The organism is Clostridia bacterium (assembly GCA_016887505.1).
Lineage (GTDB): Bacteria > Bacillota > TC1 > TC1 > UBA5767 > UBA5767.
Window position 1 is genome coordinate 965540 of sequence record CP069393.1, and the last position, 22700, is coordinate 988239.

24 protein-coding genes and 1 other RNA gene are annotated in these 22700 nt (G+C 41.3%); all 25 read right to left on the bottom strand.

The genetic code is table 11. The annotated features are described in order from the left end of the window. Positions 1 to 27 precede the first annotated feature (27 nt). Positions 28 to 585: an elongation factor P gene (gene efp / locus JR334_04810; GenBank protein ID QRN86544.1), complete on the bottom strand. Its 558-nt coding sequence runs from the start codon at positions 583 to 585 to the stop codon at positions 28 to 30. A gap of 8 nt (positions 586 to 593) precedes the next feature. Beyond that, a complete protein-coding gene (locus tag JR334_04815; protein ID QRN86545.1) occupies positions 594 to 1679 on the bottom strand; it encodes an aminopeptidase P family protein in 1086 nt (361 codons plus the stop codon). Continuing rightward, on the bottom strand, positions 1663 to 2091 hold the full coding sequence (aroQ, locus tag JR334_04820) for a type II 3-dehydroquinate dehydratase (GenBank protein ID QRN86546.1): 429 nt from the start codon (positions 2089 to 2091) through the stop codon (positions 1663 to 1665). Before aroQ ends, JR334_04815 begins: the two co-directional genes overlap by 17 nt. An 8-nt stretch (positions 2092 to 2099) precedes the next feature. Further along, positions 2100 to 3428 carry a TldD/PmbA family protein gene (locus JR334_04825; protein QRN86547.1) on the bottom strand — a complete coding sequence of 443 codons (1329 nt, stop codon included), beginning with the start codon at positions 3426 to 3428 and terminating at the stop codon, positions 2100 to 2102. After that, positions 3428 to 4828: a TldD/PmbA family protein gene (locus tag JR334_04830; GenBank protein QRN86548.1), complete on the bottom strand. Its 1401-nt coding sequence runs from the start codon at positions 4826 to 4828 to the stop codon at positions 3428 to 3430. Before JR334_04830 ends, JR334_04825 begins: the two co-directional genes overlap by 1 nt. A 3-nt stretch (positions 4829 to 4831) precedes the next feature. After that, entirely contained in the window at positions 4832 to 5350 is a 519-nt protein-coding gene (locus JR334_04835) for a shikimate kinase (protein QRN86549.1), read from the bottom strand. Further along, positions 5347 to 6192: a shikimate dehydrogenase gene (gene aroE, locus JR334_04840; protein QRN86550.1), complete on the bottom strand. Its 846-nt coding sequence runs from the start codon at positions 6190 to 6192 to the stop codon at positions 5347 to 5349. Before aroE ends, JR334_04835 begins: the two co-directional genes overlap by 4 nt. Then, positions 6182 to 6694 (bottom strand): YqeG family HAD IIIA-type phosphatase, encoded by a 513-nt coding sequence (locus tag JR334_04845; GenBank protein QRN86551.1) that lies wholly within the window; start codon positions 6692 to 6694, stop codon positions 6182 to 6184. The genes aroE and JR334_04845 overlap by 11 nt, the downstream gene beginning before the upstream one ends. After that, positions 6695 to 7924, bottom strand: coding sequence for a U32 family peptidase (locus JR334_04850; GenBank protein ID QRN86552.1), 1230 nt, complete (start codon positions 7922 to 7924; stop codon positions 6695 to 6697). After that, complete coding sequence (gene mltG / locus JR334_04855; GenBank protein QRN86553.1) at positions 7914 to 8921, bottom strand: endolytic transglycosylase MltG; 1008 nt, start codon at positions 8919 to 8921, stop codon at positions 7914 to 7916. The genes JR334_04850 and mltG overlap by 11 nt, the downstream gene beginning before the upstream one ends. A gap of 24 nt (positions 8922 to 8945) precedes the next feature. Then, positions 8946 to 9218 carry a DUF1292 domain-containing protein gene (locus JR334_04860; protein ID QRN86554.1) on the bottom strand — a complete coding sequence of 91 codons (273 nt, stop codon included), beginning with the start codon at positions 9216 to 9218 and terminating at the stop codon, positions 8946 to 8948. Between the two features lie 59 nt (positions 9219 to 9277). After that, the gene (gene ruvX / locus JR334_04865; protein ID QRN86555.1) at positions 9278 to 9703 is read right to left on the bottom strand and encodes a Holliday junction resolvase RuvX; all 426 of its coding nucleotides are present in this window, start codon (positions 9701 to 9703) and stop codon (positions 9278 to 9280) included. A 24-nt stretch (positions 9704 to 9727) separates the two neighbouring features. Further along, positions 9728 to 9997, bottom strand: coding sequence for an IreB family regulatory phosphoprotein (locus JR334_04870; GenBank protein QRN86556.1), 270 nt, complete (start codon positions 9995 to 9997; stop codon positions 9728 to 9730). A 38-nt stretch (positions 9998 to 10035) separates the two neighbouring features. Next, positions 10036 to 12693 carry an alanine--tRNA ligase gene (gene alaS / locus JR334_04875; GenBank protein QRN86557.1) on the bottom strand — a complete coding sequence of 886 codons (2658 nt, stop codon included), beginning with the start codon at positions 12691 to 12693 and terminating at the stop codon, positions 10036 to 10038. Between the two features lie 68 nt (positions 12694 to 12761). Continuing rightward, positions 12762 to 12931: non-coding RNA, 6S RNA (ssrS, locus tag JR334_04880), on the bottom strand. A gap of 89 nt (positions 12932 to 13020) precedes the next feature. Then, entirely contained in the window at positions 13021 to 13791 is a 771-nt protein-coding gene (locus JR334_04885; protein QRN86558.1) for a TIGR00282 family metallophosphoesterase, read from the bottom strand. 42 nt (positions 13792 to 13833) lie between these two features. After that, the gene (gene rny / locus JR334_04890; GenBank protein QRN86559.1) at positions 13834 to 15372 is read right to left on the bottom strand and encodes a ribonuclease Y; all 1539 of its coding nucleotides are present in this window, start codon (positions 15370 to 15372) and stop codon (positions 13834 to 13836) included. Positions 15373 to 15570: 198 nt separating this feature from the next. Continuing rightward, complete coding sequence (locus JR334_04895; GenBank protein QRN86560.1) at positions 15571 to 16092, bottom strand: RecX family transcriptional regulator; 522 nt, start codon at positions 16090 to 16092, stop codon at positions 15571 to 15573. Then, entirely contained in the window at positions 16034 to 17083 is a 1050-nt protein-coding gene (recA, locus tag JR334_04900; GenBank protein QRN86561.1) for a recombinase RecA, read from the bottom strand. Before recA ends, JR334_04895 begins: the two co-directional genes overlap by 59 nt. A gap of 140 nt (positions 17084 to 17223) precedes the next feature. Further along, the gene (gene yedF / locus JR334_04905; protein ID QRN86562.1) at positions 17224 to 17826 is read right to left on the bottom strand and encodes a sulfurtransferase-like selenium metabolism protein YedF; all 603 of its coding nucleotides are present in this window, start codon (positions 17824 to 17826) and stop codon (positions 17224 to 17226) included. Position 17827: 1 nt separating this feature from the next. Next, complete coding sequence (locus JR334_04910; protein ID QRN86563.1) at positions 17828 to 19069, bottom strand: amidohydrolase family protein; 1242 nt, start codon at positions 19067 to 19069, stop codon at positions 17828 to 17830. A 9-nt stretch (positions 19070 to 19078) separates the two neighbouring features. Beyond that, entirely contained in the window at positions 19079 to 19606 is a 528-nt protein-coding gene (locus tag JR334_04915) for a DUF308 domain-containing protein (GenBank protein ID QRN86564.1), read from the bottom strand. Positions 19607 to 19616: 10 nt separating this feature from the next. Beyond that, the gene (locus JR334_04920; GenBank protein ID QRN86565.1) at positions 19617 to 20702 is read right to left on the bottom strand and encodes a DNA-processing protein DprA; all 1086 of its coding nucleotides are present in this window, start codon (positions 20700 to 20702) and stop codon (positions 19617 to 19619) included. Between the two features lie 11 nt (positions 20703 to 20713). Then, positions 20714 to 21286 carry a polysaccharide deacetylase family protein gene (locus tag JR334_04925; protein QRN86566.1) on the bottom strand — a complete coding sequence of 191 codons (573 nt, stop codon included), beginning with the start codon at positions 21284 to 21286 and terminating at the stop codon, positions 20714 to 20716. 76 nt (positions 21287 to 21362) lie between these two features. After that, positions 21363 to 22700, bottom strand: a complete 1338-nt coding sequence (locus JR334_04930; GenBank protein ID QRN86567.1) for a UbiD family decarboxylase — start codon at positions 22698 to 22700, stop codon at positions 21363 to 21365.

Here is a 22700-nt window from a genome sequence, read left to right on the forward strand (position 1 = left end):
TTTCACTCCTTTACTGATAAACAAGCACTAAGCTCTAGAAACATATTCCCCAGTTCTGGTATCAATTACTAGTTCATCACCTTCGTTGACAAACAAAGGCACTTGAACCAATGCACCGGTCTCCAATGTTGCTGCTTTGGTCACATTGTTCGCTGTATCGCCCTTCACACCAGGCTCAGTTTCAGCTACTGTCAGTATTACTGTTGTGGGCAATTCTACACCGATTGGTTCATCCTTGTAGAACTGCACATGAATGTTCATATTGTCCTTAATAAACTTCAAACCATCTCCCAGATTTGCCGCTGTCAAATGAACCTGGTCGTAAGTTTCAGTATTCATGAATACATAAAACTCACCATCCATATATAGATATTGCATTTCTAAACGTTCGATATGTGCCTTTTCCACTTTTTCTGTGGTACGGAAGGTTCTTTCAACGACTGCCCCGGTTCTCTTATTTCTCAGTTTAGTTCGTACAAAAGCAGCACCTTTTCCCGGCTTAACGTGTTGAAATTCAATAATTTGGTATAATCCACCATCCCACTCTATGGTCAGGCCTGTCTTAAAATCGCTCGTTGTTATCATAGTTCCTCCTAGAAATGTATTATTTGTAATTCCTTAGTAGCATGATTCATCAGCTCATAACCCTGGTTCTTAACACAAACCAAGTCTTCGATTCGAACACCAAACTGGCCGTCTAAATATATTCCAGGCTCTATGGTGATAATCATGTTTGGGGTTAGTATGGTCCTATCAGTACCGGAAATACTGGGCGCTTCATGAATCTCCAGCCCCACGCTATGACCTAATGCATGACCGAACGCTTTTCCGTAACCTGCCTCTTGAATCTGTTCTCTAGCTATCTCATCCAATGTCGACGCCATCACGCCGGCTCTTACAGCTTCCAGAGCTTTCTGCTGCGCATCTTTCACAATTCCGTAAATTTCCTGCTGCTTTTCACTTAAAGGTCCAATCCCGATGGTTCTGGTCATGTCTGAGCAATAGTAATCGTAAATACATCCAAAATCCATTACCACCAAGTCACCAACATGTAATATTCTATCAGATGCAACGCCATGAGGTAAAGAGGAACGTTCGCCTGAAGCAATAATAGTTTCAAAAGAAACGTCCTGCGCTCCTTCTTTTTTCATAAAACATTCCAATTCCACAGCAATCTGGCGTTCTGTCACGCCAGGTTTGATAAAATCAAGAACAAACTGAAATCCCTTGTCCCCAATGGCTGCCGCAGATTTAATTGCTTTAATTTCTTCATCGTTCTTAACCCGACGAATATCAGCCAATATATGGTCAATCGCAACCAGTTCTACCTTCTGATCTTTGAAAACCTGCGATAAAAGTCGATAACGTTTATAGGTGTCTTCTTCCTCAAAACCGATTCTTACGTTTGATTGCCTTCCAAGCAAAGAAACTATCTCTCCGTATATATCTCGATCATACTTTACAATCGTAAAATCCTTTGCCTGTTCAGTAGCCTGTTCAATATAGCGAAAATCTGTCAACAGAACAGCTTTTTCTTGATCGATATATAACAAGGCCGCCGTTCCAGTGAACCCACTTAAATAGTATCTATTTGACTTAGTAGAGACCACCGCAGCATCCAGGCCATGGCCTTTCAACAATCGTCGAAAATGTGCCAGTCGATTAGATCTCATTTTCAATCAACGCCTCCATAGCCAGTCGATAACCCATAAATCCCAAACCGCTAATCTGACCACGGCAAACAGGGGCAATCACTGATTCGTGTCTAAATTCTTCTCTCGCATACACATTGGAAATATGTACCTCGATAGCAGGAAATTCCATGGATGATATACAATCTCTAATGGCTAAAGAATAATGTGTTAACGCACCAGGATTAATGATCATGCCTTGTGCATCACTTTCATGTTGGATGAAATCAATAATATCCCCTTCTCCATTAGATTGGAAAAAGCATAACTCAATCTTTTTATTTTCTAAGATGCCCGATAGATACTTTTCCAAATCCTCCAACGTCTTGCTACCATAAATATTCGGTTCTCTTTTGCCTAGCCAATTCAGATTAGGACCGTTCACGACTAAGATTTTCATACGATACCTCAATTTCCGCTTACTGTAATTTTACCAGTTAACATGCTCGGAGCACCTTTTCCTGCAAAAAAGGTTAGGTCGTTGCCCAGTGCCTCTACGTTTTTAAACAAGCTAAGAAGATTTCCTGAAATCACAACACCCCGGACTGGATTGGTTTTTTTACCATCTTCAATCAACATGCCCGCAGCCCCAATAGAGAAGTCGCCACTAATGGGATTGGCCGTATGTACGCCCAGTAAACCAGTTACCAGCAGCCCTCGTTTTACAGAAGCGATGAGTTCTTCTGGAGATGCTTTACCCGCTTCAATATAGAGATTCGTACTTCCTACGCCAATGCCAGTAGAATAGCCGCCTCGTGCAGCATTACCAGTAGAAACCGTATCCATTCTTCTCGCGGTATAGGTATTATGCAAAAAAGTCTCTAACTTGCCTTGATGAACCAAGACCGTTCTTTGGCTAGGCATTCCCTCACCATCTGACGGTGAACTCATTACCCCATTTTTTAAAGTTGCATCATCGACGATCTGGATGCAATCTGCCATGACCATGTCACCCAGTTTTCCCTTTAGCATCGATTTTCCCTTCATCACATTTTCTCCAGAAAAGGACGAAGCCAATACACCTAGTAAATTGGTCGTTGTATAGGGGTCAAATAGAAGTGGAATCTTCTCCGTCGTTATGGTTTTGGCACCCAACATTTCGAGGGCCTTTTCGGCTGCTCTATGCCCACATGCTACAGCATCAAGTTCATTATAGTTGCGTTTGAAATCCATAGCAAACCCTGTCTGTACATCTTCATTTTCCTGTGCAATTAACGATACATACAGACCACAATAACAAGCTTTGTTAACAATTTCAACGCCTTTGCTACTCAGTATGATTTCTGTTGAAATCACATCCTCATAGCCACAGGCTTCGATTTTATCAATTCGTTTATCCTTCTCTTTGGCCGCTTTTTCTCCCGCTAAGGCTAAGGCAATCTTATCTTCCACCGTGGTGTTTTCAATGGTTTCATCATAATGGATGACGGGATAGTCTTTATGGGACTTACTCGGTAGTCCACTAAATTCATCGCCCTGGGTATAGTGTGCATTTTTAACAGCTTTTTCCACGGTTCGCTGAATCGAGTCTTCACTTAAATCTGAGGTAAATGCAAATCCCATATTTGAATTTAAAAATACGCGAATTCCCAGTCCCTTGGATTCGGCTTGCTTTAAAGTTTCCACCTTAGCATCATGAACTTCAATACTCAGTTCCCTGCTACTACTAATATATATTTCTGCTTCATCAGACTGGCTAATGGCCAGCTCCAAAGCTTTTTTGCCCTGTTCTAGCATTATTCCTCCTCTTCCACAACACCACCAACAATCAATTCTGGAATTCGTATGGTAGGCTGGGCATCAGCAACAGATACTCCTTGTCCGTCTTTGCCACAGGTGCCAATAGAATAACCTAAGTCATTGCCAACCCGGTCTATTTTCATTAGAACTTCGGGACCGTTCCCGGTCAGTGTTGCCCCTTTAACCGGTCTACCAATTTTCCCATTTTCAATCATATATCCTTCAGAGACTTCAAATACGAAATCACCGGTAGCAGTATTCACCTGTCCTCCACCCATTTTTCGGGCAAAGAATCCATATTCTACCTCTTTCACTATTTCTTCTGGATCATGCGGACCAGGAGCGATATATGTATTGGTCATCCGGGTTACTGGTTTGTGCTTATAGGATTCACGCCGACCATTTCCGCTTGGTTCTGCTCCCATTTTTTTAGCACTCAATCGGTCCGTCATATATTTTTTCAAGATACCATTTTCTATCAATATATTTTTTTGGCAAGGAGCCCCTTCATCATCATAGGTCGCGCTTCCGTACCGATTTTCCATCGTTCCATCATCGATAACCGTTACCAAGGGACTCGCTACCAATTCTCCAATTTTGCCCCCGTAAACGCTTAGTCCTTTTTCCACTAGGTCTGCCTCTAAGCCATGACCACAAGCTTCATGTACCATCGTTCCACCTGCTTCCGAAGACATCACCACCGTCATCTTGCCTGCAGGCGCTGGTGAAGCACTTAGTAGGAGTTGAACCCGTCGCAAGGCTTGCTCCGCAACTTTCTCCGGATTATTGGAACGCATGAATTCGAATCCTGTCGAGGCCCCAATGGCATCATACCCTGACTGGATATTCCCATCTTCGTCTTGGGCAACAATCTGTACAATCAACTTCGTGCGAACACGCTTATCCTGTACATATACTCCTTCACTGTTGGCAATTACTACATTTTGAGTCACATCACCATAGACTACTTTTACTTGAATGATTCGCTCATCTCGACTCCAACAATAGGAATCTGCTTTCCTGATAAGCTCAATTTTTTCATCCATCTCTACATCTTCAGGATCAATTAAAGTATCCTTTTTCTGTATAACATTTATTTCGTCTAATTTTATTTTGTTGACGGGACCTTTCCCTTTCTGAGTCTGGGCCACTGCTTTTGCACAGTTTTCCACAGCCTCATAGGAAAATTCACTAGTATATGCATAGTATGTTTGGTCATTGGCTATTAGCCGAACACCTACGCCACCCACAGTTCCTGACGATACATCCTCAATCTTTTTTTCCTCCATAGAACAGAGATTTACAGACTTTTTCTCCTCATAGATCTCTGCAAAGTCACCACCTCTTTCCAAGGTGATTTCTAGGAGTCTTTCTAATTGCTTTTTGTTAAACGTCATCTCTTACCTTCCTTCCAGATCTGATACTGCCTGTTTTAGGGTTTTCACCGTTTCTTCAATATTCTGCAATCCAGTATCTATCCGTATATCTGCTACCTCATAAAACTTTCTTCTCGACTCATATCTTGCTTCAATGTCTTCTACCGAAGCGCCCTTAAGTAAGGGACGATTCCGGTTGTTCTTAACTCGTTCAAAAATAACTTGCGCATCGGCGTAAAGCTCAACCATAAGCCCACACCGTCGAAGAGCTGCCACATTTTCTGCCGAAAGAACAACACCACCACCGCAACTGATTACTGTATTTTCACACAAGGATACTCTTTTTATTACTAGAGTTTCTTCACTACGAAATCGTTTTTCACCATAGCATCGAAAGATATCCCTAATTTTCATCCCTACCAATTCTTCAATCTCATGGTCGGTATCTAGAAAATCCATATTCAACTCTTTGGCTATTTTTCGGCCGATTACACTTTTACCCGTTCCCATAAATCCAATCAGCACAATATTGCTTTTCTTCATTCCTTACTTAATGCCTCCAGCAAACTTTCCCGCATCACTTCAATGGGTGGATCACAATCCAACCAAAAAGCCAGACTTTCTGCCCCTTGATAGAGCAACATTTCCAGTCCACCCACAACTGTAAGGCCTCGTTTACTGCCTTCAAGCAAAAATTTTGTCATGCTGGGACGATATATTAGATCGGATAAAATCTGGTGTTTTTCAAGCTTTTCATATGGGAAGGGAATGGTCTCTGACTCATTTGGATACATACCTACCGGCGTCGTGTTGATAATAAGTGCATAGCGCGATATATCTGCTTTATTCAAAGTTTTAAAGTCAATCCAGGATGCTTCAATCTTGCATACTGAGGTAAGTATATCTAGCAATGCCCGACCACGATTTTTTTTCCGGCAACAAATATCAATACGACTTACTCCAGCACCGGCCAGTGCCGTCGCAACGCCTCGTGATGCACCACCTGCTCCCAAAATCAGGATATCCTTCCCCTTGAGGTCGATATCATGCTCGCGCAAGCTCCTTAAATATCCAACACCGTCTGTATTCGTACCGACTAGTTTATCATCTTTGACGAGGATGGTGTTGATGGCACCTGCAAGCCGTGCCTCATGAGATACTTCTTGAATCCAAGGCATAATTTTTTCTTTGTAAGGTATCGTAACATTGATTCCTAAATAATCCTGCTTTATGTCTTCAATCGCCTTTTGAAGTTCATGGTAATCTTTTTCTAGGATCACATATTCCAAGTCATCTCGTCCTAGTGCTCTGAGCGCAGCATTTTGCATGGCTGGTGATAAGGTGTGTCCTAAAGGATATCCCAACACTCCCAATTTATTCCTCATATTTTTCCTCCGTCATACTTAGATGTGATAGGACAAGTCGTTCCAAAGCGCGTAGCACTTTGGTCCCAATAAATTCTTTTGAAGCCATAGGCTCCACCAGAATGGTGTGCAAGCCGACCATATTTCCACCCAGTATATCGGTAAATATTTGGTCACCAATCACAACCGTCTCATTCTTCTTGCTTCCCATCATATCCATAGCCCGGATAAAGGCAGTTCTCAGCGGTTTAGTAGCTCCAGCTATAAACGGCACATCTATCAGCTTAGAAAAAACTTTGACCCGTTCTTCTTTATTATTCGAAACCAATACAATCTGAATACCATTTGCCTGTACCATGTTCAACCAATCTGAAAAAGGTTTCTCGATTACATTGGAGTTCCATGGTGCGATGGTATTGTCAAGATCAATAACGACTCCTTTAATTTTGTTCTTCTCCAAATACGAAAATGGAATATTGTATATTCTTTTCACGTAAAGATCCGGCGTCAATCGTTTCAGCATTCAATCCTCCTTGCACACTCGTATCAACGTGCCTTCTGGCAATGGCTTTTCGTAGGGCACGCGAATAATCTGTCTAGGGTGCGGGCAACAGGTAACTTCTTGGTTTTGGTCGTCAATTATTTTATCCACTTTCAAAACACTATTAGGCCCGCTAATCTGTACTATTTCCAAATTGTCTCCAACGAAAAATCTGTTTCTTTGTTCCAAAATCAAGGCCTTAATCTGTTCATCATATCCAATCACTTTGGCACAAAATCTTACTTTGCGATCAATATCGTAATCCCCATAGTTATGGTCTTCTCCTGTAGGGCTACCAAACAAGAATCCTGTGCAATAATCACGGTCACTCACAATTTTCAATTCTCGAATCCACTGTTCGTCCGCCTGGTAGGATTCCGGGTTTTGGTAATAAGCATCAATAGCCTGACGGTACGCTTTGCACACCGTCGCCACATAATGTACGCTCTTCATCCTACCTTCAATCTTCAAACTACTAACACCAGCCTCAATCAATCGGTCAACATCATTGATTGTACACAAATCCTTGGAATTAAATATATAGGTGCCCCGCTCATCTTCCTCTACGGGTAAATATTCTCCTGGTCTTTGTTCTTCCACAACGTGATACTGCCAACGGCAAGGATGCGTACACTCTCCTCTATTGGCACTACGATTTGTCATAAACATGGACAGCATACACCGGCCAGAATACGACATACACATGGCACCATGTGCAAATATTTCAATATCCAAATTGCTTTGTCGAACTGTATCCTGAATTTCTTCAATATTCAATTCTCTGGCTAGGACCACACAGCTTGCACCCAATTCCTCATACATTAGGCAACTCTCATAGTTGGTCACATTGGCTTGAGTGGAAACATGAATCGGTATCAAAGGTGCTTCTTGTTTTGCGATACGCATTAACCCAAAATCGGATATTAGCAAGGCATCAGGATTCATCGTTGCTAAAGTGCGAAAATAGCTCCTCGCATCATCCAAGTCCCTATTTTGCGCATAGATATTTGTCGTAATATATACCTTTTTGCCTATGTCGTGGGCATAGCGAATTGCTTCTGACAATTCCTCTAAAGTGAAATTACCAGCTTTTGCCCTAAGTCCCAGTAATGGACCCCCGAGATAGACTGCATCAGCTCCATAAAGGAAGGCTGTTTTCATCTTCTCCATATTACCTGCTGGCAAAAGTAATTCTACTCTCTTATTCGTCATTCTTGTCCTCCACATGCTCAGAGAAAGTTTTGTTAAAATCATGACTTCCATCATCATTCGCAACGAAATACAGATAATTGTGTTTCTCTGGCCACAATGCTGCTTCTATAGATTTGCGACCAGGACTAGCTATAGGGCCTGGTGGCAATCCTACGATTTGATATGTATTATATGGAGACTCTATTTCTAAATCACTGTTAAATAAACGCTCCTTGGGCTCTTCAAATAAGAACTGAATCGTCGCGCAAGATTGGAGAGCCATCCCCATTGCTAAGCGGTTATAGAATACTCCAGCTATGGTTGCTCGTTCAGAATCCAATTTGGCTTCTTTCTCTACGATAGAGGCCATGGTCACAATTTGGTAATCTGAATATCCTAGTTCGATTGCCCGCGCCTGAAAATCCTCTGAATATATTTCTTTAAAGCGCATCAATAGCTTATTTAGAACATCCTCTTCCGTAGCATCCGTGAAAAAATCATAGGTGTCAGGGAAAAGATATCCTTCTAATAAATAGACTGCTCCTGGTGAAACTTTCTCCGGAAGAAAATCATAATCTCCGAAATTTTCCATGCATAATTCTCGATAAACCTCTGTAGACCCAAGACCTTTTTCAACCAAGATTTCTATAATTTCATCCACTTTCAGACCTTCCGGTATGGTCACCCTGATACTATCTTCCTTCACTTTTCCTCTTTTTAATAAGTCAAATATTTCTTCCTTTTCCATAGGGCGATTAATCTGATATTCGCCAGCCTTAATGTCAGCTGGATTCTCAAAGTAACGCATCCAGTAGTAGAATATATCGGCATTTCGAATAACTTGAAGCTCTTCAAGATTTTCTGCTACCTGTCTTGGTGTTTCTCCTGCATCCACAGTCAAACTTACCAGACCTTCCATAGTAGGTGCAGACAGCTGTTGACTCACATAGAAAAACAGCCCCGCTACTGCTAGGACTCCAATTAAAATAAATAGTAATAATAATTTCAATATCTTCAATGGCTGCACCTCAACTTAAGAACTCTAAGAATCCAGTATGTCTCCAATAGAATTTACGACTAGATCCCATTCATCTTCATTATCAATGGTAATAAGTATATCATTCGCTTCGTCATCTTTGTCAAATTTCAGAATCACAGCCTCATCTTCTTCGCCTTCTGTGGGCTCTAAAACAGCATACTTATTACCTTCTATTTCCACCACTTCCACAATGATGAACTGATGTTCATTATCCTCTTCATCCAGCAGAACCACCAAATCTGTAATTTCCGCTTCTCCATTCAATCTTTCTTCCATCTTTCTTCCTCCAGTTCTTAGTACCATTATTCCACAACCCTAGCTATAATTCTAGTTTTTTAGCGGCCGCAATTCTTCTTCCAATCCATCCAGCTCTGCAAAATAATGACGGCAGCAAGTTCATCCACCACTGTTTTGCGTTTTTTTCTAGATACATCGCCTTCAAGCAAAGCCCTTTGTGCTGATACGGTAGTTAAGCGTTCATCAAAATATTCGACCTCTACGGTAGTATATTCTTGCAGATTTCCCACAAAATTCTGGACCTTTTCAGCTTGTGGTCCAAATGTACCATTCATGTTGCGTGGTAGGCCCACAACCAGTGTGTCCGCATTTTCTTCCTTAATAATCTGGGAGATCTGTTCATAGGTTTTCTCTATCTTTGATTTTACATATACCACACAGACTCCCTGCGCTGTAATGTTTAGTGCATCTGTTTTGGCAACCCCAATACGCCTGTCGCCAACGTCTAATCCAATCGCTTTCATGTATTCCTCCAAAAAAACAGCCTCTTACTCAGAGGCTGTCTTGGTTCTTAAATAGCTGTTCAGCAACACCTTGACAATTTCATCTCTTTCCAGCGTGGAGATAATAGTTCTAGCATTGTTGTAGCTGGTAATATAAGCAGGATCACCTGATAAAAGATATCCAACCAATTGATTCGCTGGAGAATACCCTTTTTCTTCCAAAGCTTCAAACACCTGTTTGATGACTTCTCTTACCTTTTCTTCTTGTAGCTCTTCACTCGAAAACTGCATCGTGCTTTCAAATTCTTCAGGCATAAGAAACACCTCCATCTGTCATTATATTTTAACATATTTTATTTGGATTTGATTTGTTTTTCCAGTATCTCACTACTTTTTCCTATGGCATAAGACAATTTATCCGGTTTTTTACCTCCCGCTTGTGCCATACTTGGCTTTCCGCCACCACCGCCACCAGCTAAACCAGCAATTTCTTTTACTAGTTTACCAGCATGTATACCTCGCTTAAGTGCCTCGCCAAAGACCATGACTAAAAAGTTAACTTTATCACCATTCTTGGTTCCTAAGACCAGTACACCATTTTTCATTTCTTGTTTTAATGCATCGCCTTTTTTACGTAGGCCATCCATGTCTGTAGTTTCTACTTCTGAGGCCAATAAAACGATTCCATCAATATTCTGAGCATCTTTAAGTAGCTGTCCAGACTGAATCTCGTTAAATTTTGCTCTAAGGTTGGCCAATTCGTTCTCTTTTGTCCTTAATTCATCTAGTATTGCTCTAGCTCTTATTTCCGTATCTTGTGGCGATGCTTTCAGTATGCCAGCCACACTCATCAGCCGATTCTCGGTGTTTTTGTATTCCTTCAGTGTTTCCTCACCTGTCAATGCTTCAATCCGTCTGAGCCCTGCTCCAATACCTGTTTCAGATAGAATTTTCAAAGGCCCTATGTTGCCAGTACGGCTTACGTGTGTGCCTCCGCAAAACTCCATACTTTCCTCGCCCATGCGAACGACGCGTACCTTATCACCATATTTCTCTCCGAAAAGAGCTGTTGCCCCAATATTTTTTGCTTCATCAATTGGCATAACACGTGTATCCACAACATCATTTTGCATAATAGCTCTATTTACCAGTGTCTCCACCATATCCAACTCTTTTTGCGTCATTGGTGCAAAGTGGTTAAAATCAAAACGTAATTTTTCTTCTGTCACCAAGGAACCCTTCTGATTAGCATGCGTTCCAAGCACCTTTTTGAGTGCACTATGTAAAAGATGGGTGGCTGAGTGGTTTCTCGCAATCCGATTTCTACGTGTTGTAGACACCTCAGCAGAAACCTTCTGATTCGTGTTCAAATCTTTATTAACTTCTACACGACAATATATCCGACCATCCACAGCTTTTTTGGTATCTAATACTTCTGCTAGAATCTCATCTTGCATTTTCAGATATCCTGTATCTCCAATTTGGCCACCAGCTTCTCCGTAAAAGGGAGAATTATCCAATACTACATATCCTTGTTCCCCGGATTTCAGGGCTTCAACTTTAACAGCCTTTTCATCTGCAAGCAAGAGTATTTTGGACTCGAAAATTCCGTTATCGTATCCAACAAATTCAGTCTTAGGTAGGTTTTGGAAAAGATTTGCCAATTTCGTTGCTGTCGCAAAGGCATCCTCTGTACCACTAGACTTTCTTGCCCGTTCTTTCTGTGCGGCCATAGCTGCTTCAAATCCATCCTTATCTACTTCAAGACCATTTTCTAAAGCAATATCCTCAGCCAGGTCAAATGGAAATCCATAGGTATCATATAGTTGGAAGGCCAAAGAACCATCTAAAACAGTACGCCCTTCTTCCTTAATTTGATCTACCATATCAGAGGCCATCTTCATTCCACTATCAATTGTTTCTTGGAATCTTTCTTCCTCCAAGCGAATAATTTTTTTTATAAAGTCCCGATCTTGTACGATTTGCGGATACGTTTCACCCATCAATGAAATAACGGTATCTACCATATCGTTTAGAAATAGACCTTCAATATTCAGTACTTTGCCAAAACGAACAGCCCGCCTAATAATTCGACGCAACACATAGCCTCTACCTTCGTTGCTAGGCATAATTCCATCGCCAATAAGGAATGTGCAGCTTCTAGCATGATCAGCTATAACGCGCATTGGAAAGCCTTTTTCACCTGGGATATATGTCTTTGCTGCGATTTCTTCGACTTTGGCTATTAAGGGCCAAATCAAATCCACCTCGTAGTTGGTATCCTTGTGTTGTAGGACACTAGTTATACGCTCTAAGCCCATGCCAGTATCAATGCTTGGTTTGGGTAGGGAAGTCATTTTTCCTTCTGAATCACGATCAAATTCCATGAATACTAAATTCCAAATTTCCAACCAGCGATCACAGTCACATCCACCAATGGCACATGGTTCCTCCGTACAGGCATAGGATTCACCACGGTCGTATATAATCTCACTACACGGTCCGCAAGGTCCCACTTCTCCCATGGACCAAAAATTGTCTTTTTCTCCTAGTCTGACAATTTTTTGAGGATCAACATCAGTATATTCCAGCCATAGTCTTTCAGCCTCATCATCATCCCTGAATACAGTAACCCACAATCGGTCCTTCGGAATTTCCAGCACGACAGTCAAAAATTCCCAAGCATATTCGATGGCTTCCTTCTTAAAATAGTCACCAAAGGAAAAATTACCCAACATTTCAAAAAAAGTATGATGACGTGCTGTTTTTCCTACAGTATCCAAATCGTTATGCTTACCACCGGCTCTTACGCATTTTTGCGAGCTAGTAGCCCGAGTATATGGTCGTTCATCCAATCCTAAGAAGACATCCTTAAACTGATTCATACCAGCATTGGTAAACAGTAAGGTCGGGTCGTCATGTGGTACCAGTGATGAGGATTCAACAATAGTATGTCCCTTTTGCTCAAAATATTTTAAAAACTTTTCTCTGATTTGATCTCCGCTCAGCATACGTTCCTCCATACATAAATAATATCTAATTCATTCTAGCCTATTCATATCCACGTGTAAACAAACAAAAAAATCCCACTAGTGGTTACTGCTTGTTTAAACCCTGCGCAGCAGGTGGGTATCCTGTTTGCTATTTCTGTATTCCGATTTAACCGGCTGCACATACATAGCAAAACTCCGAATTCCCAAGGTAATAGTGTCGGTTTAAATATCACAGCACCATCTCTAGCAGGAAATGGTTATCTCTTATATAACATATGATACCATGCATAAAAACAAAAACAAAATATTATGCTTAACTTACGCCATATTTATGCATTCATTATTTTAAATTATTTCCCGTATTTTTTCAATCTTAGTGCAACGGCCCTTAGAATCAAGGGAAAAATGGATTCCACTTATCCAAGCGCGCCCAGTTGCTGTTTGTAACCTAACTGGAATACCATAGAGAAATCTCTCAATACATTCTTCTTTCCTCATTCCTAGTATAGAATCAACCGGACCAGTCATTCCCACATCGCTGATGTAGCCCATGCCGCTTTCCGTAATTTCATCATCGTTGGTCTGCACATGGGTATGGGTTCCAGCAATAAGGCTCGCCATGCCGTCAACATAGAACTTGAAAGCCAACTTTTCTGAAGTTGCTTCTGCATGAAAATCCACAAATACATACGGTGTACGTTCTTGTGCTTTTTTAAGTAGCTGTTTTCCAATACGAAATGGATCATCTAAACTATCTAGAAATGCTCGACCAGATAGATTGACCACTGCAATTTCCTTACCCAATCTAGTTGGAAAGAATGCTAAGCCTTTACCCGGAAGGCCTTCTGGATAATTGGCGGGTCTTACGATCCTTCCTTCTACCTTAATCAGCGCTTTTGCTTCCATCTTATCCCAGACATGGTTTCCCATTGTCATAGCATCTATACCAGAATAAAACAATTCTGCCGCTGTATCTTTCGTTATCCCTCTGCCACCGGCTGCATTTTCGCCATTGGCAATGATGAAATCGTATTTATCCTTGTATCGTGCTAAATAATCTCTTACAGCGGTACGTCCAACACGACCTACAATATCCCCGATAAATAAAACTTCCATGATTCCCTCCATATAAGAAAAAAGGCGGTTGCCCGCCTATTTCTATTTTGCATAATCTATTGCACGAGTTTCTCTAATCACAACTACTTTTATTTGACCTGGATAATCCATTTCTGACTCAATTTGTTTAACAATATTTCTAGATAACCGAACTGCTTCATCATCATCTATCTTATCCGGTTTGACCATAATTCGAACTTCTCTACCTGCCTGAATGGCAAAGGACTTTTCAACGCCCTCATTGGCTTCTGCAATTTCTTCCAATTTTTTAAGACGTTTAATATATGTCTCCAAGGTCTCGCGACGAGCGCCTGGCCTAGCAGCTGAAATCGAATCAGCAGCTTGTACAAGAAACGCTTCAACCGTCTGAGGATCTGTATCTCCATGGTGAGCAGCAATGCAGTGGATTACTTCCGGTGATTCCTTGTATTTTCTAGCTAAGTCCACCCCAATCGCCACATGAGTACCTTCGATCTCATGGTCAACAGCTTTACCGATATCATGTAGCAAGCCAGCTCGCTTGGCCAATTGGGGGTCTACCCCCAGCTCCAAAGCCATATTTGCCGCTACGAGTGCTACCTCAACCGAGTGTTTCAAAACATTCTGGCCATAGCTTGTACGATACTTGAGGCGGCCCAGCAAACGAATCAATTCTGGATGAATTCCAGTAACGCCCGTATCGAAGGTTGCTTGTTCACCCTCTTCACGGATGCCGTCTTCCACTTCTTTTTTGGCTTTCTCATACATTTCTTCAATCCGTCCGGGATGAATCCTTCCATCTGCAATCAATTTTTCCAAGGTTAATCGAGCAGTTTCCCTTCTCACGGGATCAAAGCCAGAAAGCACAACTGCTTCCGGTGTATCATCGATTATTAAATCAATACCAGTTAAGGTCTCTAAGGCCCGTATGTTTCTGCCCTCGCGTCCGATGATTCTGCCTTTCATTTCATCATTCGGCAAGTTCACAACGGATACTGTGGTTTCAGCAACATGGTCTGCCGCACAGCGTTGGATAGCTAGGGTAATAATGTTTCTAGCTTTCTTATCTGCATCCATTTTAGCCTGCATTTCAATCTCTTTTATCATCATTGCCGTTTCGTGCTTAATCTCATCTTCTACATTTTGTAGAAGCATGGTCCTAGCCTCTTCAAAGGATAGACTAGATATTCTTTCCAATTCGACAATCTGCCGGTCATGGGCTTCATCTGTCTTGCGACGAATATTATCTATTTCTTCCATTCGGCGTTGAATCTTTTCTTCTTTCTTCTCAATACCATTTTGCTTTTTGTCTAAATTTTCTTCTTTCTGTACCAGTCTCTTTTCTGACTGAGCCAGTTCTCCACGACGTGACTTAATTTCTCGGTCTAGTTCTTGACGCATGGAGTGCACTTCTTCTTTTGCTTCCAGAATAGCCTCGCGTTTTTTCGCTTCAGCTTCCTTATTTGCATCGTTCAAGATATCTGTGGCTAAGGTTTCTGCATTCTTAAGCTTTCCTTCCGCCAGATATTTTCGAATCATGTATCCAAGTATTATAGCCACGACTGCTGTTGCGCCTATAACTGCATAAGTATATATGTCCATATCCATCCCCCTTATTATTTTTTTTAAAGAACAGATTTCTAAAAAAAGAAAAACCGAGCAACGCTCGGTTTATTTACAAATGGTCTAAGGCATATTTCACCCTTCAGTATATATTTATTCTACGTCTAATAACGAGCAATATATAACAAACCCACTTGGAAATAACCTAAATGTCCTTCCTATATTATAAGTAATGGTTTAAGGGGTGTCAAGAAAACCTTGCTCGCCAAAGCTTTCCTTCACAGCTCTGATAGCCAGTCCAGGATAATAACCTTTTTGAATCAGTTTTCGCATCATCTGCTGATCAGTATACTTTGAACTACTAGAACGCCACTTGTCAATCAAACATGAAATATTTTTCTGCTGAACAGCTTCCGTATACTGTTCCGAAAGAATCTCCATTATAATCTCGCTATCCACCTTTTTGGCAGCAAGCTCCGCCTGAATCAAGCGTGGCCCCTTCCTCCTCAAATTCATCTGATCACGTACATACGCTCTAGCATAAGAACGATCATCTAGATAGCCAGCCTCGACAAGTCTATTCACGACTTCTTCAATTTCCTCTTGAGGATAAGATGCGCCGGTAAGTTTACGGCGCATTTCTTGAATTCCATAACTTCTTCGGGCTAGTAAACTTACGGCTTTATGTAAGGCACTAATATCAGCAGGCTGACGTTTCTTTCTTGGCTTTTTCTTTGGGTTCTTCTTTGGGTTCTTCATGTTTTAAAACACCAGTTTCTATTCGAATTTTATTTTCCACCTCTGCTGCGATATCTGGGTGCTCTGCCATAAATATCTTCACATTTTCTCGTCCCTGTCCCAATCGTTCTTCCTGGTAGGAATACCATGCACCACTTTTTTGTATAATCCCTAACTCAGCTCCTAGGTCCACCAGACAACCTTCCCTAGATACGCCTTCACCATACATGATATCAAATTCAGCCAATTTAAAAGGAGGCGCTACTTTGTTTTTAGCTACCTTTGCTCTTGTTCTCGAGCCAATCATATCTTGACCTTTTTTCAGTGTTTCAATCCTACGAACATCTATCCGTACTGATGAGTAAAACTTAAGCGCACGTCCGCCGGTAGTTACTTCCGGGCTTCCAAACATCACACCTACTTTTTCCCTCAACTGATTGATAAAAATAATTAGACAATTAGATTTGCTTACTGCTCCAGCAATTTTACGCATGGCTTGAGACATTAATCTAGCATGCAATCCAACAAAGGAATCACCCATTTCTCCTTCAATTTCTGCTCGAGGTACCAAGGCTGCTACTGAGTCAACAACTATGATTTCAACTGCTCCACTTCGGATTAAAGCTTCGGCAATTTCTAGACCCTGCTCTCCAGTATCCGGTTGTGAGACCAATAAGTTTTCAATGTCCACCCCTAGTTTTTCAGCATAATTTGGGTCCAATGCATGTTCTGCATCAATAAATGCCGCAGTTCCACCCGTTTTTTGTGCCTCAGCAACCACATGTAGAGCTACTGTTGTCTTACCAGAAGATTCAGGGCCATAAATTTCTACAATTCGCCCCTTGGGCAAGCCACCAATACCGAGTGCAATATCCAAGGATAACGCTCCTGTTGGAATTACATCAATCCCTTTATTCAGAGGGCCTTCACCCAACTTCATGATTGCTCCATTACCATATTGTTTCTTGATCTGCGATAGTGCAATATCAAGAGCTTTGTCTTTTTCTGCCATGCCCGCCTCCTTAGAACGTTTGTTCGCTTTTATTGTACGGTAGAAATTACTTTCTGTCAAACACTATCTTTTATTCAACTAGTAGAAAGAATTCCCTGCATGACAAGGAATTCTTTCGAAAATTTCACTATATTTTGATATCAGATTGTAATCGTCTTTACACCCTGTTTTAGGAGATGGTCAACAGCGCTATACATATTCGTGATACTGCCAACAGCTAGTCTTTCCTTTACATTGTAGAAGTCGAGGCAGGTCCCACAGCTGAGAATTTCTGCTCCCTTTTTTTCCAAATTGGATATCGTTCCCAATACTTCAGAATCGTCCAAGGTTAAATAGACAGCGCTGTTCATGAACACAATGGCCTTGATAGGCTCATCACATTCCTGCAAGGTAAACAAAAACGAGCGCATAAGAACGCGGCCAAGTTCTGGATCGCCCTCTCCAAAGTCTTTGCTCTTAATCAAAAATACCAATGGCTTTTCTTGGTTCTGTGCAAATATGCCTTGAGCTGCACTGGTCGTAGCACTAATTTTCTTGGTTATGCTAACCGCATATCCAGCAGACTTTTCTTGGCTTGCAGCTTCATAGCCAGATGAATTAGCATAGCGAATCACATTGTCTCTCGCAACTTCATTATCAACCAATACCTCTAACACGCCTTCTTGCAATGCTTCTAAAGCTTTCTTCGTTGCCACTACTGGCATTGGGCATGACATACCTCTTGCATCAATAGATTTTTGCATCTTAATCCTCCTCAATCATTTTGGTCCAACGTCTATTCTCGCAGATAATTTCCCCGCGCTTGAAAACATACCTTTTGTTGCTTTGGCTAAGAATGGCTTCCTCTGCTGAATTTGCTTCTAGCAATACCAAATCAGCTGGTGCACCTTCTACGGTTCCATATTTTTCTTTTCCCATTGCTTTGGCCGGGTTCATCGTCGCCATACGGTAAACGGCCCTTAAATCGGAATAGGTACCCATTTGGGCTACTTGAGCAGTCAAAAGGGCCTCTTCCAACATATCACCATTTCCAAAAGGTCTAAATGGGTCTCTAATATTGTCTGAAGCTAAAGAAATATTAGCACCCGCCTCATATAGCTGTTTTATTCTAGTAGTACCTCTACGAACTGTTCCTATGTCATTTCTTCCCATCAGATAAAGATTACACGATGGCAAGGTAATTATATTCATACCAGATTCAACGATCTTTTCGATGGTTTCCGCTGCAGTTTTTTCATCTACAGCAGATAAAGAGCAAAGATGACCTGCACTGCACTCCCCAATCATATTTCTCGCAATAATCTGCTCAGCAAAATAATTTGTCACATCCACATTTGGCATATCGTGTTCATCAGAATGGATATCAACAAACTTGCCATGTTTTTGTGCTAAATCAAACATTTTATCAATAATTAATTTGGGGGCATCACATAAAGCAGGTGCTGACCCATAGCCATCTATATCCATCGTGCCTACCTGGTCAAAATACGCATAGGCAGTATCTGAAAAAGTCAGAGCAGATAACATGGCTATAATTTGAATGTCCAATTTATCTTTATATTCTTCCTTAATTTTCACCATGGCTTCTATGGCCATGGTACCAAGTGTTTCATCTACAGAGATATGGGTGCGCAGCGAAGTCGTTCCATGACAAATCAAGTTATCCAAAGTCTTTCGAATCCGATTTTCTGTTTCCTCGGGACCAATTTTTTCCTCAACGTATCGATTGAATCCCATAATTGCATCCATCAACCCTGGATATTCATTATCGCCAATGGTGTGTGTCTTTTCCAGATGCATATGTAAGTCAATGAAGCCAGCCGAGAGAAATCCTTTTTCTCCATCAATGCAGTAAGTCTCAGTCGTCGTATCTTTCAAGGAACCAAATGGAACAATCTTTTCAATTAGGCCCCCACCAATCAGTACATCATAGAGCCCTTCCTTCTCAAATAGATGTACGTTCTGAATTAATGTCTTTCTACTCATCTTTTCTCCTTAATAAAATCCTTTTTTAATTTTCCAAACGCTAATACCATTCGCAATCATAATACCACCTACTAGAATTAGTATTATGCCTAATATCATAATCGTAAGTGAAGCAAACACCAAGGGGTATACTAGCAAAAATAGCCCAAAAAGTATTAATAAACTATTTCCAGTCATGGTACTGCTTGATACGGTGCTCCGAAATCGATTCCCCAATAATCTAAAAACGCCTATGGATAATAGCCATACTCCAAGTATGCGGTTTAATAGTAATACCGTAGCTGGGCTTGTCAGAATAATCGCTGATAGCAGAATATAAAACACACCTTCACCTAGTGGAATATACCAGTAAACATCAACTATTCTATCACTAAAAGCCCCCCAAGCGTACAATGTTCCAAAAATCAACAAGTATAGCCCAAATACCTTGCCAATAGTCAAAATCGCCATTTCAGGTCGAGTGAAAAAATACCATCCAAGGGCTAGTACCAGAAAGCCTGTGATTACATCAAACCACCAATTATGTCGAATATCCATCATTTCCCCCTCAACATATCATGCTATCGCTATCACCATTCATATAATCCAACCAATTTTTAAAGACAGTCCCATCTGTAACGCCAATAATATGAGAATCGCGATACGTGTCATAAGAAAATGCACTGTTTAAGCCATCATTGGATTTCAACGAAAGCAAGAGTTCATTTCCTAAAACCGTGCTTTGGTTTTCCAATGGTGAACCGGTTGGATCGAAAACAAATATGGTCTTTTTACTTTTCAAACTATGATCCACTGTAATCAAAGTGTTGCTTTCCAAGTCCGTTTCCAAAATAAACAATGCCGTAGTAAGCGCGCTTTGCAATCTATCTCTTAAAATTATACTGATGCGATTCGCTTCCATGGAAGGTATCATCTCCGACAGCAGAAAACCACCTCGCTCAACAATAGCATCCGCAAGCAAAGTGTTTTCCAGTGGATGAACCAGTGAAGCTAGGCCGTAGGGAACTACAGCCCCCGTCTTTCCGCCTAGTTCTAATGAAGCAATATGAGCGTAGGTGTCACATCCAGAGGATAGACCGGAGATATTCCACCAGCCTTTTTCTTTAAGCGCCAAGGCAACGTACTGTGCCATCTGAGGTGTCAGTTCTAAGTCTGGCTCATGCATACCAATAACAGCAACCGATTGTTCCAGTCCCTGAAAATTAGGAAGCAAGCCTTTACAAAATAGCGTCGGTGCCGGTGACTCAATCTGTCTTGCCTTGCTCGGATAATTGTGGTCTTCCAACGGTATAATCTGTATATCGTGCTCACCACATAGAATCATTTCGTTTTCCACTCGTTCCTCTATCACTCGGTTGTCACGAGACTTTTCAAGCACTTCAACCAATTTATCCTTATATTTTTTTATCTGTTCTTCCCTATACTTTTTCGCCGTAAAGAGCCTTTCTAGTGTATCAAAATAGTTAACAATATACCTAGGATTATCCCATAAGGAGATTTGCATCTGGACTGATGTATCTATGGCCTTCGCAAATAAATTCTTGTAAATTATTTGCTCAAACCAAGTGCTCCCAAATTCCGAAGTGCAATACAACACACTTAATTTCATGGCATCTCTCAAGCTATAGAGCATCACATATTCTCCTATCTGCCATTCATTTTTGGCAAATAATCCTCAACCCTTTCAAAACTAACCCCAGCTGTTTTAAGTCTAGGTATAACCATTTTCAATGCCTCCGGCACAATGGAAACATGGTCATGCAGTACCACTACCCTGTAGTTGGCAAGGCAATGAAACATCCGTTCTGCAAGTACTTCTGCGGACGGAGCCTCAAAATCCTTAACGGATGCATTCCAGCAGCATAAAACATAACCCTTAGCAGCCAATTTCTCAGAAACTTCCGCGTCGATCTTGCCCCATGGTGGCCTAAAAGCTCTTACCACTTGTCCGCAAGCTTTATCCAGTTCTTGATTGCAACGTTCCACCTCATAGATAGCTTCATCAGAATCCATTTCCGTAAGCACCTTGTGAGAATATGTATGATTACCTAAGCCATGTCCCTCATCTATGATGCGTTTTAGTAACGTCTCATTCCCCTGAATCCTGTGGCCTTCTACAAAAAAGGTGGCATGTACCTGCTGTTCTTTTAAAATATCAAGAATGCGATTTGTAAACGGTGGATGTGGTGCTCCATCAAAGGTTAGAAAATATTTCATGACTTTCTCCTTTTCTTTTATTATAACGAAAAAAAGGGCCTTTTGTAGCATTACGCTACATTAAGCCCTAATCTTTTTATAAATATTGGGTTAAATCTACGTAATCGTACACAACCCGTTCCAGACCCTTGCTATCCTCATTGAGAGTAGCATCGATACCCATCTTAGTCTGAACACCTCGACTATCTGATGTAGGATCCAGTTCGTGACCTTGAGAGTTCGGAACATAGAAGATATCCTTTTCAGGAACAACTCGGTTGCTCATCGCCCAAAGAATATCGGCTGGATTGTAGATGTCAATATCCTCATCAACTACAATAACATTCTTGATGTTTACATAGCTAATCATAGCAGCCATGGCTACATTTTTCGGCTCGCCTGGATTGGATTTCTTCATTTTGACTAAAGCTAAGAACCCACTTCCATAAGGAGCTAGATGCACATCCGTCACACCATCAGAAACATACTTGCAATTCTTCATCACGAGCGGTTCCCGGGGCACAACGCCTCCTAGGTTCACATGTTCCATACCCGCACCAGCTATCGTCTGGTATATCGCTCCATTTCGGTACGTAATGGCAGTCACTTTTAGAACCGGTGAAGACCATGGTTCACTATAGTGTCCTGTGAATTCGCCTAGTGGACCTTCCTTCTCACGAACATTTGCTAGAATTTCAGCCTCTACAACAATTTCAGCTGTAGCCGGAACATAAATATCGTTGGTGATAGATTTTACGACTTCAATTGCTTCGCCTCTAATTGCCCCAACGACTTCCATTTCATCACCATCGTAACGCAAGCCTGCACCCATATAAACCATGGGGTCTGCTCCAATGACGATGGAAATAGGAAGAGACTTTCCTTCTTTTTCCGCTTCATCATAGAATTCCTTCAGATGTCGCCACTCATTGATCATGATGCCCAGCTTATCTTTTCCTTTTTTCTGCATCCTTTGAAAGGAAAGATTCTGTCTCGTGTCATTCAAACCTTTAGACACGATTACCCCACCTGTTATGAAAGGGCCTCCATCCTTTGGTGCATGCGTCGGAATCGGCAGTATATCCAAATTGATATCATCACCAGTAAGGATATTTTCATGGCACGGTCCATCTTCCACTTTAACCGGTGCAATAGGATTCTCCAAAGCATACATCAATTTTCCAATGATTTCCTCTTTGGTGCATTCCATGGCTAGGGCGATACGATCCATACTTGCGAGCACGCCACCTATTAATGTAAAAGAAGGATTTTCTTTCACATTTTCAAAATAAGGTGCACCTGTATTCTCATTTTCACACGCTCGAATCACATTGCCAATTTCATGTTCCAATGTAACTTCTTTTTTAATACGAGCCAGTTGTTTGTTTTCTTCCATAATTTCCATGAAAGAACGTAGATCCTTGATTCTAGACAT

Excerpts from the sequence above, each read along its gene's own strand:
- efp (QRN86544.1), bottom strand. The coding sequence starts at position 585 with ATGATAACAACGAGCGATTTTAAGACAGGCCTGACCATAGAGTGGGAT.
- aroQ (QRN86546.1), bottom strand. The coding sequence starts at position 2,091 with ATGAAAATCTTAGTCGTGAACGGTCCTAATCTGAATTGGCTAGGCAAA.
- JR334_04825 (QRN86547.1), bottom strand. The coding sequence starts at position 3,428 with ATGCTAGAACAGGGCAAAAAAGCTTTGGAGCTGGCCATTAGCCAGTCT.
- JR334_04830 (QRN86548.1), bottom strand. The coding sequence starts at position 4,828 with ATGACGTTTAACAAAAAGCAATTAGAAAGACTCCTAGAAATCACCTTG.
- JR334_04835 (QRN86549.1), bottom strand. The coding sequence starts at position 5,350 with ATGAAGAAAAGCAATATTGTGCTGATTGGATTTATGGGAACGGGTAAA.
- aroE (QRN86550.1), bottom strand. The coding sequence starts at position 6,192 with ATGAGGAATAAATTGGGAGTGTTGGGATATCCTTTAGGACACACCTTA.
- JR334_04845 (QRN86551.1), bottom strand. The coding sequence starts at position 6,694 with ATGCTGAAACGATTGACGCCGGATCTTTACGTGAAAAGAATATACAAT.
- JR334_04850 (QRN86552.1), bottom strand. The coding sequence starts at position 7,924 with ATGACGAATAAGAGAGTAGAATTACTTTTGCCAGCAGGTAATATGGAG.
- JR334_04860 (QRN86554.1), bottom strand. The coding sequence starts at position 9,218 with ATGGAAGAAAGATTGAATGGAGAAGCGGAAATTACAGATTTGGTGGTT.
- ruvX (QRN86555.1), bottom strand. The coding sequence starts at position 9,703 with ATGAAAGCGATTGGATTAGACGTTGGCGACAGGCGTATTGGGGTTGCC.
- JR334_04870 (QRN86556.1), bottom strand. The coding sequence starts at position 9,997 with ATGCCTGAAGAATTTGAAAGCACGATGCAGTTTTCGAGTGAAGAGCTA.
- alaS (QRN86557.1), bottom strand. The coding sequence starts at position 12,693 with ATGCTGAGCGGAGATCAAATCAGAGAAAAGTTTTTAAAATATTTTGAG.
- JR334_04885 (QRN86558.1), bottom strand. The coding sequence starts at position 13,791 with ATGGAAGTTTTATTTATCGGGGATATTGTAGGTCGTGTTGGACGTACC.
- rny (QRN86559.1), bottom strand. The coding sequence starts at position 15,372 with ATGGACATATATACTTATGCAGTTATAGGCGCAACAGCAGTCGTGGCT.
- JR334_04895 (QRN86560.1), bottom strand. The coding sequence starts at position 16,092 with ATGAAGAACCCAAAGAAGAACCCAAAGAAAAAGCCAAGAAAGAAACGT.
- recA (QRN86561.1), bottom strand. The coding sequence starts at position 17,083 with ATGGCAGAAAAAGACAAAGCTCTTGATATTGCACTATCGCAGATCAAG.
- yedF (QRN86562.1), bottom strand. The coding sequence starts at position 17,826 with ATGCAAAAATCTATTGATGCAAGAGGTATGTCATGCCCAATGCCAGTA.
- JR334_04910 (QRN86563.1), bottom strand. The coding sequence starts at position 19,069 with ATGAGTAGAAAGACATTAATTCAGAACGTACATCTATTTGAGAAGGAA.
- JR334_04915 (QRN86564.1), bottom strand. The coding sequence starts at position 19,606 with ATGGATATTCGACATAATTGGTGGTTTGATGTAATCACAGGCTTTCTG.
- JR334_04920 (QRN86565.1), bottom strand. The coding sequence starts at position 20,702 with ATGCTCTATAGCTTGAGAGATGCCATGAAATTAAGTGTGTTGTATTGC.
- JR334_04925 (QRN86566.1), bottom strand. The coding sequence starts at position 21,286 with ATGAAATATTTTCTAACCTTTGATGGAGCACCACATCCACCGTTTACA.
- JR334_04930 (QRN86567.1), bottom strand. The coding sequence starts at position 22,700 with ATGTCTAGAATCAAGGATCTACGTTCTTTCATGGAAATTATGGAAGAA.